This is a genomic window from Streptomyces spinoverrucosus (genome assembly GCF_006539505.1).
GTDB lineage: Bacteria > Actinomycetota > Actinomycetes > Streptomycetales > Streptomycetaceae > Streptomyces > Streptomyces spinoverrucosus.
The window spans coordinates 1-13,923 of the sequence record NZ_BJND01000080.1; the positions used below are offsets into that span (position 1 = coordinate 1).

Here is a 13,923-nt window from a genome sequence, read left to right on the forward strand (position 1 = left end):
GCCCTCAGGCCACCCGCGCCCTGCCCCGTGTCCGCCCTCGCGCCATCCGTGCCCTGCCCCGCGCAGCCCCCCGTGCCCTCCGCGAACCGCACCGTCACCCCCTCCTCGTCCTGCTCCACCCCCACGACCTCCCGGCCGAAGACGACATGCCCGGCCAGTTCCCTCAGACGGGTGAAGAGGATCTCCTGTGTGCGCCACTGCGGCACCATCCACGGTTCGCCGTACGGCGAGTCCTCGCTCGACTCGGCCGGGTCGAACATCTGGTGCTCGCCCACCCGCTTGCCGTTCTGCCAGATCATCCCGACGGGGTAGGCGCCCCCGGCCGCGCGGATCGCATCCAGCACTCCCAGGTCGTCGAAGACCTCCATCGTGCGCGGCTGGATGCCCTTGCCCCGCGAACCGGGGAACAGCCCGTCCGCGCGCTCCACCACGAGGGCGTCCACCCCGCGCCGGGCGAGGTCGATGGCGAGGGTGAGTCCGGTGGGGCCCGCGCCGACGATCAGTGCGTCCAGTACGTCCATGTCCGCTCCATCTCCTTAACGTTGTTAAGTGGCACCGCTCGAAAGCCTGCCCTTAACGCTGTTAAGCTGTCAAGCGCGGGATAGGTTGACGAGCGTGAGCGACACGGAACGACGAGCACCGCTGGACCGGCGACGCGTGGCGGACGCCGCCCTGCGGCTGCTGAACGAGGTGGGCCTGGAGGGCCTGACCCTGCGGGCCATCGCCAGGGAGCTGGACGTCAAGGCGCCCGCCCTGTACTGGCACTTCAAGGACAAGCAGGCCCTGCTCGACGAGATGGCGACCGAGATGTACCGCCGCATGGTCGCCGGAACCGCCCTCGATCCCGGCGAAACCTGGCAGGAATGCCTGCTGAGGGAGAACCGGGCGCTGCGCACCGCCCTGCTTGCCCATCGCGACGGCGCGAAGGTGTTCAGTGGCTCACGGTTCACCGGTCTCGACCACGCCCGTCACATGGAAGAGCGCCTGGGCCTGTTGACGGCCGCCGGTTTCAGCCTTTCCGAGGCCGTTCGCGCGACCTCGACGACGTACGCGTACACCATCGGCTTCGTCATCGAGGAACAGGGCGTACAACCGCTTCCGGACGAGCGGCGCGAGGGCTACGACGTCGAAGAGCGAGCCCGCCGCATGGCCGAATTTCCGCTTGCCGCGCGAGCGGGTGCGGAACTCTTCGGCGATTACGACTTGCATTTCGAGGAGGGCCTGCAGATTGTGATCGCCGGAATCGCGACGCGTTATCGACCGGGCCATTAGAGTCGTTCACCGGCGCTTCACGTACGCTCCGCCCTGCGTTAAGTCCCTGTGGCGCCTGGGGAGTTGAGGGACCTGTGGGAGTCTCATTCAGGTCGATTTGTACAGTGGACAACCACTTGGACGATGAGTTTTCATGGCACGGCCAAGGGGGTTTTGCGGGGGGCGAGTAAGCATTTTTCGTACAGGGTGTTGAGGGCGGGCCATAGGCGGGGGACGGTCATGTTTTCTCCTGTATGTATCCATGCCTGCCTTCACGCCTGCGTTGAGCCGATGTTCCGGCCGGTCGGCCGGAACCGACGAGTAGGACTGTGATGAAGGCACGGAAGAGACTCTTGCGGCACGCCCTGGGCGTCGCCGCGGCTGCCGCTCTGGCCTGGCTCGTGGTGACGGGAGGCACGCCGGGCACGCCCGAGCAGGCGAGCGCCTCCGCCCAGGCGGCCGCACCCATCGCCGACGAGGCACCCGGTTACGCCGTCGAGGACTTCAACTACCCGGGGGCGGACAAGATCCTGGCCGAGCAGGGCATCACCCTCAAGCGGGGTGACGGCCACATCGTCCTCAGCGAGTGCGGCGCCGCCGGGCTGCTGGAGGTCTGGGCCCGCAACTCGGACAAGATCTGCTTCCGCACCACCGGCGACTCCGGCTACCTGACCCTGGAAATCCCCTCGGTCTACAGCATCAAGGGCAACGACTACGCGGCTCAGGTCGACATGACGGTCGACGGCACGGAGCAGTCGTACGACATCGCCAGGAACACCTGGACCCCGGTGGGTGAGAGCGCGGACGAGCAGGGACGCGAATTCATGCTCGTCGAGATCAGGACCTCCAAGTAGCGCCGCGCACTCCCGCGCAGCGCACCGCCGACGTCTCTCATCAGCCGTCCGCCGTCCGGTGCATCCGGACGCGCAGACCTCGTCCCGGGGAACACATGATCACGCCTCAGGCAAGACCCGCCCGGCTCGCCGCACTGGCCGCGGCCGCCCTGCTCACGACTCCTGTCGTCCTGACCGCCGCGCCCGCGCACGCCGTCTCCGGCACCGCCGCGTCCGGCACCACCTACGGCTACACCGCCCGCCTGGACATCGGTGACGGCACCCGCGCGTGCTCCGGCACCCTGGTCCACGCCGAATGGCTGCTCACGGCGGCCAGTTGCTTCGCCGACAACCCGGCCGCCGACCTCACCGTGCCCGCCGGTGCCCCGAAGCTGAAGACGACCGCGACGATCGGGCGCACCGACCTCACCACCACCGCCGGTCAGGTGATCCCCGTGGTCGAGCTGGTCCCGCGCACCGACCGCGACCTGGTTCTCGCCCGCCTCTCCCGGCCGGTCAGCACCGCGTCCCCCGTGGCCCTGGCCGGCACCGCGCCCACCGCCGGCGAGCAGCTGACGGCCGCCGGATACGGCCGTACGAAGACCGAGTGGGCCCCGCTGAAGCTGCACACCGGTGCCTTCTCGGTGGACTCCGCCGACACCACCACCGCCACCGTGACCGGCCTGGACGGCGCCGCGATCTGCGCGGGCGACGCGGGCGGCCCGGTGCTCCGCGTGACGAACGGTCAGGCCACGCTCGCCGCCGTCAACAGCCGCTCCTGGCAGGGCGGTTGCTTCGGGGCCGACGCGTCCGAGACCCGTACCGGCGGTGTCGCCACCCGCGTCGACGACCTGCGCGACTGGGTGGCCGCCAAGGTCGGCGCGACCCCGGTGACCGACTTCAACTGCGACGGCGCCGAGGACGTGGTGGGCAGCGACCCCAAGGCGTCCGTGGCCGGCCTGTCGGAAGCCGGTCTGCTCAAGGTCGTCTACGGCGCCGGCAAGGGCAATGAGACGCTCCACCAGGACCTCACCTACGTTCCCGGTGGAGCCGAGGCCGACGACGAGTTCGGCAGCGAGCTGGCCGTCGTCGACTACGACGAGGACGGCTGCAGCGACCTCGTGGTCGGCGTCCCCTTCGAGGACGTCGGCACGGTGGTGGACGCCGGCCTGGTGACCGTCCTGTACGGCGCCCCGCAGGGCCTGGGCCAGGGCAAGGCCGGGTTCAACCTCCAGCAGGGCACGGGTACGGGCGCCATCGACGCGCGGGCGTCCGAGACGGGCGACCGGATGGGCGCCGCGCTCGCCGCGGGCCGGACGGCCACCGGTGAGCCGTACCTGCTGATCGGCGCGCCCGGCAAGAACCTGAAGGGGCACGTGGACGCCGGCCTGGTCTACTACGTGCGCGGGTCGGTCAACGTCGACATCCACCAGGACTCCCCGGGCGTGGTCGGCGTCATCAGCGACGGCGACGAGTTCGGTGCCTCCCTCGCGGGCTCGCCGAACCACCTCGCGATCGGCTCCCCGGGTGAGACGGTCGGCACCAGCGCCGACGCCGGCATGGTGGCGATCCTCAAGCACGAGCTGAACGCCGACAACATCCCCACCCCGGTGGCGAGCGTCAACCAGGACACCGACGGCATCAGCGACGGGGCCGAGGGCGGCGACCTGTTCGGCGCCTCGCTCTCCATGGTCGCGTACCGCCCCTCCGGCGCCTCCGTCGCGACGGACTCGATCCTCGCCGTCGGCACGCCCGGTGAGACGCTGTGGGTCGGCACCAACTCCTTCCCGCAGGCCGGTCAGGTGACCACGCTCCGGATCACCGCGGCCGGTGCCGTCAGCCAACTCGCCACCATCCACCAGGGCGCCGAAGGCGTGAACGGTGCCTCCGCGGCCGAGGACGGCTTCGGCACGAAGGTGGTCGCCGCGAACACCGCCCCGAACGCGACCGGCACCGCCTCGACCATGCTGCTGGCGGTCGGTGTACCCGGCAAGGACATCGGCACGGCAACGGACGCCGGGATGGTTCAGACCTTCTCGCTGCTGGGCGCGCCGGGTGACTCCGACCACTGGATCGAGGCGGGCAACGAGCGCGGTCTGCCCGGCACTCCGGGCGCGTCGCAGCTCGTCGGCAAGTACCTGAACGCCACCGGCACGCACCTGTGGATCGGCATGCCGCACGGTCCCGCCGAGCGCGGCGCCGTCCACGGCCTGCCGTGGTCCAACGCCATGGGCGCCACCGGCGGCACGGTCATCACCCACCAGCCCGGCCTCAACGGCCTGCCCCTCACGGGCAAGGCCTTCGGCATGGCGATCCGCTGAGCCGACGGTCGTATCCAACGGCCGTAACCCGACGGTCGTAACCCGACGGCCGTAGCCCAACGGCCGTAAGCACGGGCCCCGGACGGGACTTCCCTTCCGGGGCCACGCTTTCCCCCTCACTTTGTTCCGGGCCGCCCTCCGGCGGCCGTTTCGGCACCGCAGAACGTCCAGTCTGTCCGGCGGCACACGGTCGTACGGGCGCCGCCGGGCGCCGAACCCGAAGGACCACTGTGAACACCACTTACTGGAGCAGACGGCGCGTTCTCGGCGCCTTCGCCGCCACCGTGGCCGTCGCCGCCACCTCAAGCCTCGTGCTCAGCCCCGTACCCGCCACCGCCGCGACCGGTGATCCGGTGGGCGGCGACGACGGCGACCCGTTCGCCCTGCCGGACACGGACCGGTCGAAGGTCGTCCAGGCGTGGCTGCTGGGCGGCAGGGCCGTGCGGGCCGCCGCGGAGCTCACGCTCATCGGTTCCGACACCGACGTCCAGACCTTCCTGACGGCCGATCTGCCCAAGCTCACGGCGGAGGACAACCGCGTCGCCGTCCTCACCTCCCTCGCCCGGGGCGGGAAGGGCACCCGGCGCGAGGCCGTCGCCGCGCTGGAGGGCGGCGACTTGGCCATCGCCGACTACCTCAGTACGGGCTTCCAGGGCGCCCTCGTGGAGGACCTGCGCGTCGTGACCACGACCGTCATGGCCACCGGCGGCAAGGCGGTCGTACGAGACGGCAACACCGCATTGAACGCGGGCACCCAGCAAGCGCTGGAGGAGTACCTCCTCGAAGGCCAGTACGCCGCGCGCCTTGAGGACATGCGCGCCGAGGCGGCCAAGATGCTGGTGCAGGCCGGGCCGGAGGTGCAGAAGTACGCCTCCCGGGCCCTGGACGGCACCTCGTCCGACGTCGAGTGGTTCCTCGACACCGGCCAGCACATCGCCCGCGCCCGCGACCAGGAGGCCGCGACGATCGGGGAGCTCGTCGCCGTCGTCGAGCGCGAGGGCCAGAAGGCCGACGCGATGACGAAGAAGGCCGAGGAGGCCTCTGCCCGTGCCGTGGCGGCCGCCGCGAAGGCCAGGGAGGCGGCGGAGAAGGCCGCGGCCGAGGCCCAGGCGGCACAGAACGACGTGGTCAAGTCGGGCAACGCGGCGCGCAAGGCGGCCGAGGCCGCCACCGGTGCGGCCGACTCGGCCCGGGTGGCCATCCGCGCCTCGCACGCCGCCGTCCAGGCCTCCCGCCGCGCCGCCTACGCCGCGACCGCCGCGAGCCAGGCCGCGGCCAGTGCCGGCTCCGCCGCCGCCCGTGCGTACCACGCGGCCATCGCCGCGTCGAAGGACGCCTCCCAGGCGTCGGCCGCCAAGAACGCCGCCGTCGCGGCCCGCAACGCCGCCGCGAAGGCACGCAGCGCGGCGACGGCCGCCGACCATGCCGCGACCGCCTCGATCGCGGCCGCGAGCGCCGGTTCCGCCGCCGCCTCGGCCGCCCGCAACGCCGCCGCCGCGGCCGGCGCCTCCGCCACGGCGGCCGCGGCCGCCGGCGCCGCCCAGGCCCAGGCCGCTGAGGCCAAGCGGCAGGCGCAGATCGCGAGCACCAACGCCACCATCGCCACCAACGCCGCCGGGACCGCGCAGGCCCTCGCGAACACGGCGGCGACGGCGGCCGCCACCGCGCGGGACGCCGCGAACAGCGCGGCCGGCCACGCGGAGAAGGCCGCCGCGGCGGCCGAATGGGCCGCCGAGTACGCGGGCCAGGCCGTGGAGTACGCGAAGAAGTCCACGGAGTTCGCCAACGAGGCCACCAAGGCCGCGAACACCGCCACCGAAGCCGTCAACAAGGCGGTCGAGGTGGAGAAGCAGGCGCGGGAGGCCGAGTGGCAGCGCCTGGACGAGGACATGCGGCAGGCCATCGAGGAGTGCCGCCTGCTCGCGGAGATCGAGGCGCGGGAGAAGGCCGAACTCCTCGCCAGGCGCACCCAGGAGGCGCAGGCCGACCAGGCCACGAAGGACCTCATCGCCCGGGCCGAGGAAGCGCTCCGAGCGGGCGACACGACGCTGGCCGCCACGGTGGGGCGCAAGGCGGCCATCGCCCTGATGAACTCCCACGGCAACTGGTCGCGCGAGGCCGCACGGTTCGCCCTGTGCGGTACGGACGCCGACGTGCACGCCTGGATCGACGCCGACCGGCAGCTGGCCCAGCGGCAGGACGACCGGGAGACCGCCCTCTACCTGGCCCAGGTCTCCACCAGCCCGGACGTCGCCGACGCGGTGGTCACGGCGGTGGAGAGCGACGACCCCGACGCCGCGCGGAACTTCCTCACCACCGGCCTGTTCGAGGCCGCCGCTGCCGAGAACCGGGTCGCCGTCTCCCGCATTCTGGCCACCAACCCCGGCAGCGCCGTGACGAAGGCGGCGAACGACGCGCTGGACGCCGGCACTCCCGAGGCGCTGCGCGAGTTCTTCAACGGCATCTACGACGCGGCGCAGCAGGAGGACGACGCGGTCGCCGTCGCCTCGCTCCTCGCCGCCGCCGGACCGTACACCAAGGCCCACGCCCAGGCCGCGATGGAGGGCCCGGCTTGGATGCGCCGCAACTTCGTCGCCTCGGCGCGGTACAAGACCGCGCAGCTCGACCACGACTCCGCCACCCATATCGCCGCCATGCAGGGCGCGATCGCCGCCGCGGCGAAGATCGCGCACAAGGCGCAAGAGGACGCCGCCCGTGCGCAGGAGGCGGCGGCGAAGGCGCGCAACGCCGCCGCGGAGGCGACGCAGTGGGCGCAGAAGGCGCAGGAGTCGGCCGACCAGGCCGCCGATTACGCGCAGCAGGCCGACGCGCACGCCGACGCCGCCGACCAGTCGGCCAGGGACGCGCAGGCCTCGGCCGACCGGGCGAAGGCGGCGGCCGCCACCGCCCGCACGGCCGCCCGCTCGGCGAACTACTCGGCCAACCGCGCCGTGGACGCCGCCAGTCGTGCCGTCGCCTCGGCCAACTGGGCCCAGGCGTCGGCCACGTCCGCCCGCGCGTCCGCGATCCAGGCGGGCCAGGACGCGCAGGCGGCGGCCGTCGCCGCGACCCAGGCGCACCAGATCGCCGCCGTCAAGCGGCAGGCCGAGATCGCCGCGGCGGCCAAGCAGGCGGCCGAGGACGCGCGCGTGCTCCAGGCGTCGGGCACGAACCCGGCCGACACAGCCGACAACGACACCGTCAAGGGCGGCCTGCCCTGGTGGAAGGAGAGCGCGCGGTGGGCGGCGGACGCCACCAACCTGGCGAGTACGGTCACCGGGTTCGCGGCGGCCGCCGCCGGGCTGTTGTCCTTCATCCCGTTCTTCACACCGGTCACGGCGCCGCTCGCCCTCGGCCTCGGGACCGCCTCCCTCGTCCTGTCCGGGTTGAGCGTCCTGTTCACCGGCATCGGGTACGGGTTCACGAGCAGCAAGTTCAAGACCTCCCTCGCGCTTGCGGCGGTGGGGCTGGTCACGTTCGGTCATGCCAAGTGGCTCGATGATGCGGCCCGGGTGGGGGAGGAGATCGTGGCTCCCGTGGCCACGAAGATCACGCAGATCGGCGCCGACGTCGTCTCGGGCGTCACCGGTGTGCTTTCGGACATGTTCGGCGACGACTGACACCTGTGCCCGGGGGCCGGTGGAGAATCTCTGCCGGCTCCCGGGCCGCACAGAAAGGGACCGGTATGCTCGCGCGGCTTCCTCTGGGTTACCTCGTGCTCATGGCGGCTGTCGCCATCCTCGTCGGCGGCATCGCCGTCCAGCGGTGCATGAGGATGAGCAAGGTGACGATGGTGTTCCTCGCCGTCTCCGTCGGTTGCTGTCTCGTCATGACGGTGGTGGCTGCCTCCCCGTTCGGGCGCTGGAACGAACGGCAGATGCTGGTGATGTACGCCTTCACGTGGACGGGGCTCATGGTGGGCCTGTTCCCGTCCAGGAAGCTGTTCTCCGCGTACGCCGAGGACGTGCGCCGGGGCGTGTCGAGAGACAGGTTCGTCTACCCGGTGCGCAACCAGGTGGCCTTCTACGCCTCGGTGCTGGTGATGGCGCTCCTGGGTGCCGCTCTCTCGATCTGACCCCGGACCCTCAGCCCTTCACCACGCGCCGCGCCACCGAGCCCCCGGTCAGCGACCGGCGCAGCAGGGGCGTGGCCCACTTCTCCACGTACCGGTTGAGCAGCCAGGCCAGCAGCAGCATCAGCGCGACGGTCGAGGTGACCGTGACCCAGGAGGACAGTCCGAAGTCCTGGTGCAGGACCTTGATCACGACCCATCCCAGGTGCTCGTGGACCAGGTAGAACGGGTAGGTCAGCGCGCCCGCCACCGTCAGCCACCGCCAGTCGGCCCAGCGCAGCCAGCCCAGGGCGACGGCGAGGACCGCGCCGAAGCCGAAGGTGACGATGAGGATGATGACGAAGGACGAACGGTAGGAGAACTGGTCCGGCGTCTGCGGGTGCCACAGGTCGGCCACCGCGTAGTGCTGACCGGTCAGCCAGCTCACCGCCACGATGCCCCACGCGGTGATGTCCCGCCGGTCGCGGTGCAGCAGGTAGATGCCGATGCCGCCGATGAAGAACGGCGCGTACTCGGGCATCAGGATCAGCGACATCAGCGGTTCGTCGGCGGACTGCGCGATGGCCGCGGCCAGCGTCCAGACCGCGCAGAACAGCACGATCCGCCGCCGGTTGGCCCCGGGCAGCACGATGAACAGGGCGAACAGCGCGTAGAAGCGGACCTCCACCCACAGCGTCCAGTCCACGCCGAGCACCCGCTCGGCCCCCAGCGGCTCCTGAAGCAGCGTCAGGTTCAGCAGCGCGTCGCTCGGCGACACCGCCTCGTAGGCCACCGCGGGCAGCGCGAACACCGCCGTCACCAGGATGACCGCCACCCAGTACGCGGGCAGCAGCCGTGCGACGCGCGAGGCGAAGTACGGGCGCAGCGACCGGCCCCAGCCGCTCATACAGATGACGAAACCACTGATCACGAAGAAGATCTGGACGCCGAGGCAGCCGTAGGACAGCAGCGTGTGAAGGGTGGGGAACTGGAACTTCGGCGACGACCCCCAGGCCTCGGTGACGTATCCGCCCCGGCCGCCGTAGTGGTACCCGGCCACCATCAGCGCGGCCAGCAGCCGCAGCCCGTCCAGGGCCCGGAGCCGGCCGCCCCCGGCCTTGTCCTGCTTCTTTTTCTGCGACTTCGGATGCTCCGGCGGCGACGAGGTCAGCCCGACCGGTGCGTTCGTGAGCGCTGCCGTGCCCGACTGCGCTTTCGTCGTGCTCACGACCGTTTCGGTCACGCTGACACCTCTCGTACCGCCTCTGCGGGCCGTGCCCGGCGCAGCCGGTGATCGAAATGCGCCGGGTCGAAAAGAACGAATGTACGCGCCACCCTAGGGCCCGAAATGGCGTGCCCCCGTGCACGGCAGGTGTGATTAGCCCATCGGACCTCTGTAGTTCATCTTCCGGAAAGATGAAGGGCTGCTGTGAGTTCGATATCACAGGAGTGCTGCCAGGGGCCCGGTAAGGCGTTTCAGGAAGCGCGCAGAAACGCCGAGCGTGCCGCCTTGCCGAGGTAGGTGAAACGCGTCTCGCCCGCCAAGTGCTTGTCCATGGCGTCCTTGATGCCCGGCCAGTTCGGGTCACCGAAGTCGTCGAGCACCACGATCGCGCCGGGCGCCGCTATCTCCTCGGCCCACTGCAGATCCGCGAGGACGCCCTCGGCCGAGTGGTCGCCGTCCACGATGATCACGCCGTAGCTGCGGTCGGACACGGCCGCACGGGTCTCGGCGTCCTCCGAGAAGCCCTGCTGGATGCGGGCCGCGATGCCCGCCTGCCCGGCCAGTGCGAGGTTGGTGCGTACGGCGTGCTCGTCGACCGGGGTGCCCGTCGGGTCGTTGCGCTGCTCGGTTCCGGGCTGGAGCTGCACACCGGCGAACGGGTCGACGATGGTCAGGCTCGGGCTGCGGCCGGAACGCTCCATCATCCGGATCAGCCCGGCGGAGAACATGCCGTACAGCGTGCCGATCTCCAGGATCTCGTCGTTCGGCGGGTCCAGCAGGGGTATCGTGCCCAGCTTGCCGCAGATGTTCATGGTGCCGCCGGCGATCCGGCCGACGCCCAGCGACTCCAGTGCGATCAGCAGTCGGTAGGCGGTGATCACGTTGCGGTCGGCGGCCTCCCGGTCGCCGCACAGCTTGGCCACCTCGGAGATCAGCCGGTCCGTCGGGGCCTTCGCCAGCCCGCGGCTGGAGCCCCGCGCTCGCGGGCCGAGCAGCATGTCGAGCGTGAACTTCTGGTTCCGCAGCTCGTCGAGCTCGCGTCTCAGCTGGGCGATCTCCGTCCGGTCGTTGTCGACGGCGGCCGCGGCGACAGCGGAGCGGACCTGCCGCTCGATGCGCTGGTCGACCAACTCGGCGAACGGAGCCAGAAGGCGCCGGGAGGCCGAACTGCGGAGCAGGGAGCGGCTTTTCATGGAACCGATGACCTCGAACAATCGCTGAAGGAATGGGATCCGATCACGGCACTGAGGCGCGGGTGGGGCAAAGGCTAGGCCTGTGTTCGTCGAACGTAAGGTCTACGGAATTGACCGTTCGGGAAACATCTGTCGAACTCCGCATGGCGAAAGCGGGGCGGTGGAGGGCATACCAAAGCCCCGGCGTGCGGCGGAGTCGCCTCCGCCGCACGCCGGGGCCACAGGACCGTGCGGATCGGCTCAGTCGGACTTGAGCAGCCGTGCGGAACGGTTGCCGAGCTCTATGCGGATCGACTCCTTGCGGGCGAGCTGCCGTATGGCCCGTCCCCGCGCCCCGAGCAGCCCCGCCACCCGGGCGACCTCCGACCACACCCGGGCCCGGTCGCCGCCCGCGATCGCGGCCGCCGACAGCAGCTGGCACGCGTCCTTCACGTTGCCGCGCTGGGCCCGTATCTCGGCCATGCCGATGAGCACGTCCACCGGCTGCCTGCGGCGCAGTATCTCCGTGCCCACGCGCAGTGCCTCGTCGAACTTGCCCGCCTTGAAGTGGCGGGTGAAGTCCTCGGCGAGATACCGACCGTGCCGGGAGAGCACCGCGGAGAACAGCCGGGCCGACTCGGTGTCGCCCTCCGTGGAGAGTCCTTCCTCGGCCCCGTCGTTGGCCCCGTCGTTGTCGTCCGCGCTCAGGGCACTGTCGGCCGCGATCGCGAGCCGGCTGTCCTCACCCGGGCCCGGCAGCCCGAGCGCCGCCGTCATCCGGGCGGTGAAGGCGGGGATGTCGAACAGCTCCTCGACATCCTGGTACTCCTCCTCCGAGACCTCCTCCGCGAGCACACCGCGCAGCGCCTCGAAGGCCGCCTCCGGCGTGTACTCGGCGAACGAGCGGTACCCGGGCACCCCTTCCAGCACCTCCCGGGAACCCACCCGGTGGTACGTGACCGTCCGCAGGCGCTGCTGCACCGCCTCGACCACCGACAGCGGCATCGGGTCGTCGACACTGGAGAGGAAGAAGACGTCGGACGCGGCCAGTTCCTCGCGCACCCGGTCTCGGGAGAGCGCTCCCATCCACTCGACGCGGTCCGAAAGCAGCGTCGAGGGGCCGATGCGCCACGTCTTGTGACCGATCCACGCGAACTTCCACGCCAGGCCCTGGGCGTGCGCCAGCTCCGCGACCCGCGAGAACAGGTCGAGGCCCTTGCGGTCCTGCATCGAGCCGACCATGACGATCCGCGGCTCGGCGCCCGGGGTGCGCCGGGCGCGGTCGCGGTGGGTGTCGCGCGGCACCGTGTTGTAGATGACCACCGGGTCGTTCACGCCGAGCTGGCGGAACATGTCGGCCTGGGCGGTGGAGACGCACAGGACCTTCATCTTCGGCAGGACCTTCAGCATCTCCGCATGGCGCAGCGCGTGCTGCTCGCCCTCGAAGTTCATGACGTACTCCGTCTCGTGTGCGTAGAGCACCACGGAGCGTCCGACGGCGTGCAGCGCCTCCACCAGGTCGTTGGCGAGCGGGGAACGCCAGAACGGCGCCAGGCTGTTGATCAGCACGACCTCGGCGCCCTCCAGGTCGGCCAGCACGTCCTCGGCCCGGGTGTAGACCCCGAGGTCGAAGTAGCGGACGTCGACCGGGCTCTGGGCGAGCAGCGACTGGGTGTAGGTGAGGACGGGGATCGCCACGCCGGTGACATACGAGAAGCCCAGGCCCAGCACGGCCAGGGAACGGGGCTTGCGCTGCCGCTGCTGGACGGCGCGCAGGGCGCGGTCGGCCCGCGACAGGGGGACGGCGGCGGTGCCGTCGGCCGGGCCTTCCGGCGACTCACCGGCCGGCCGCTCGGCCGGCACCGAGACCTCCGCGATGTGCCGCATGACGTCCTCGGCGACATCGTCGCTGAACGTGAGGAAGTGCTCGACGGGCTCGCCGTGCGCGTTGGCGATGAACTTGCCCGAACGCTGCAGGTCGGCGACGACGTCGACGAGTTCCCCGACGGTGCCGACATTGCGCAGCAGGGGGTGGTTGATGGTGGGGAAGACGATGTTCAGCGGGGGCGGGCTGAACAGGATCAGCGGGGTGCCTGCCCGCAGCGTCTGCAGGTAGGTGGTGGAGAAGAACGTGATGGCGAGGTCGTAGCCGTCGAGCGCCTCGGCGTCGAGCAGCGCCGTCTCCTCCAGGATCGTCACGTCGGGCAGGGTGCGCAGCCAGTTGAGGTGGCCCTCCAGCGTGGAGGGGTGCGGTTTGATCTCGACCTCGCCGAACTCGGCGAGCGCCGCGCACAGTTCGGTGAGCTGCTTGCGGTGGTCGCCCTTGGACAGCTTGCGCTGGTCGCTCAGCGGCTGGTCCAGGACGACGATGCGCAGCGCCTCACCGGGGCGCTTTGCGTGCCGGTGCGTGGTGGAGCGAGCGGCGCGCAGCAGCGCGGGGTCGTCGCTGTGCGAGAGCGCGCCGGTGATGTGGACCGGCGGGTTGGCGTCGGCCGTACGGAACATCAGATGGTGCGCCGTGGCCGGGCCCCACACGCAGACGGCGGCCGGGGAGGACGAGCCGTAGTACCAGTTCTGGTCGCGCAGGCCCGCGTCGGTTCTCTTGAAGTGGAAGTCCAGATGGCCGTCCTGGACGAGGATCAGCGGCACGCTGCGGCGCAGCGCCTGCGCGACCCGGCGGCCGCGCTGCGACTGGTCGTTGAAGAACACCAGCCGGTCGATGCCCTCTTCCTCGGCGAACGCCCGGATGCGGCGGCCCAGCTCCTCCAGGAACTCCTCGTTGCTGAGCGCCTCGTCCACGGCGAAGAGATTGCGCACCGCCAGGCCGTCGAAGCGGGCCGCGGCCTCCTGCTCGATCCACTCGGCGACATGGCCGTCCCGGTCCGCCGTGACCAGGTGGAAGGAGTGCGTCTCGGCCTTGCGGGCCCGCATGATCTCGGAGGCGAGATTGACGCCGTTGCGGTTCTCGACAAACACAGCGATACGCATAGAAGTACCAGTCCACTCCGACTACTTGAGGAGGAAGGAAGGCGCCACGATGCAGGGGGCCTCGTGAGTTCCGGAGGACCGG

The 13,923-nt window shown here is 71.0% G+C and carries 9 protein-coding genes; 5 read left to right on the forward strand and 4 right to left on the reverse strand.

Annotation, left to right across the window (positions count from 1 at the left end; translation table 11 throughout):
• A partial coding sequence (locus tag SSP24_RS36900; RefSeq protein ID WP_167529811.1) for an FAD-dependent monooxygenase occupies positions 1 to 521 on the reverse strand: 521 nt, incomplete at its 3' end.
• Between the two features lie 94 nt (positions 522 to 615).
• Here SSP24_RS36900 and SSP24_RS36905 point away from each other — a divergent pair.
• The 5 genes from SSP24_RS36905 (at position 616) to SSP24_RS36925 (ending at position 8,480) form a co-directional block, all read left to right on the forward strand.
• Positions 616 to 1,272, forward strand: a complete 657-nt coding sequence (locus SSP24_RS36905) for a TetR/AcrR family transcriptional regulator C-terminal domain-containing protein (RefSeq protein ID WP_373306780.1) — start codon at positions 616 to 618, stop codon at positions 1,270 to 1,272.
• Positions 1,273 to 1,583: 311 nt separating this feature from the next.
• Positions 1,584 to 2,105 (forward strand): hypothetical protein, encoded by a 522-nt coding sequence (locus tag SSP24_RS36910; protein WP_174864784.1) that lies wholly within the window; start codon positions 1,584 to 1,586, stop codon positions 2,103 to 2,105.
• Between the two features lie 95 nt (positions 2,106 to 2,200).
• The gene (locus SSP24_RS36915; protein ID WP_141314695.1) at positions 2,201 to 4,405 is read left to right on the forward strand and encodes a trypsin-like serine protease; all 2,205 of its coding nucleotides are present in this window, start codon (positions 2,201 to 2,203) and stop codon (positions 4,403 to 4,405) included.
• 230 nt (positions 4,406 to 4,635) lie between these two features.
• Positions 4,636 to 8,025: an ALF repeat-containing protein gene (locus SSP24_RS36920; RefSeq protein WP_141314697.1), complete on the forward strand. Its 3,390-nt coding sequence runs from the start codon at positions 4,636 to 4,638 to the stop codon at positions 8,023 to 8,025.
• 101 nt (positions 8,026 to 8,126) lie between these two features.
• Entirely contained in the window at positions 8,127 to 8,480 is a 354-nt protein-coding gene (locus tag SSP24_RS36925; RefSeq protein ID WP_141314699.1) for a hypothetical protein, read from the forward strand.
• 10 nt (positions 8,481 to 8,490) lie between these two features.
• Here SSP24_RS36925 and SSP24_RS36930 read toward each other — a convergent pair whose 3' ends face one another.
• The 3 genes from SSP24_RS36930 to SSP24_RS36940 all read right to left on the reverse strand — a co-directional run bounded on the left by SSP24_RS36930 (position 8,491) and on the right by SSP24_RS36940 (position 13,841).
• Positions 8,491 to 9,699 carry an acyltransferase family protein gene (locus SSP24_RS36930; RefSeq protein WP_141314701.1) on the reverse strand — a complete coding sequence of 403 codons (1,209 nt, stop codon included), beginning with the start codon at positions 9,697 to 9,699 and terminating at the stop codon, positions 8,491 to 8,493.
• 233 nt (positions 9,700 to 9,932) lie between these two features.
• The gene (locus tag SSP24_RS36935; protein ID WP_141314703.1) at positions 9,933 to 10,874 is read right to left on the reverse strand and encodes a class I SAM-dependent methyltransferase; all 942 of its coding nucleotides are present in this window, start codon (positions 10,872 to 10,874) and stop codon (positions 9,933 to 9,935) included.
• Between the two features lie 240 nt (positions 10,875 to 11,114).
• Positions 11,115 to 13,841 carry a glycosyltransferase family 4 protein gene (locus tag SSP24_RS36940; RefSeq protein ID WP_141314706.1) on the reverse strand — a complete coding sequence of 909 codons (2,727 nt, stop codon included), beginning with the start codon at positions 13,839 to 13,841 and terminating at the stop codon, positions 11,115 to 11,117.
• Positions 13,842 to 13,923 lie beyond the last annotated feature (82 nt).

What these genes read in the sequence shown, in the direction of transcription:
- SSP24_RS36940 (WP_141314706.1), bottom strand. Translation starts at nt 13,841, where the DNA reads ATGCGTATCGCTGTGTTTGTCGAGAACCGCAACGGCGTCAATCTCGCC.
- SSP24_RS36925 (WP_141314699.1), top strand. Translation starts at nt 8,127, where the DNA reads ATGGCGGCTGTCGCCATCCTCGTCGGCGGCATCGCCGTCCAGCGGTGC.
- SSP24_RS36935 (WP_141314703.1), bottom strand. Translation starts at nt 10,874, where the DNA reads ATGAAAAGCCGCTCCCTGCTCCGCAGTTCGGCCTCCCGGCGCCTTCTG.
- SSP24_RS36910 (WP_174864784.1), top strand. Translation starts at nt 1,584, where the DNA reads ATGAAGGCACGGAAGAGACTCTTGCGGCACGCCCTGGGCGTCGCCGCG.
- SSP24_RS36915 (WP_141314695.1), top strand. Translation starts at nt 2,201, where the DNA reads ATGATCACGCCTCAGGCAAGACCCGCCCGGCTCGCCGCACTGGCCGCG.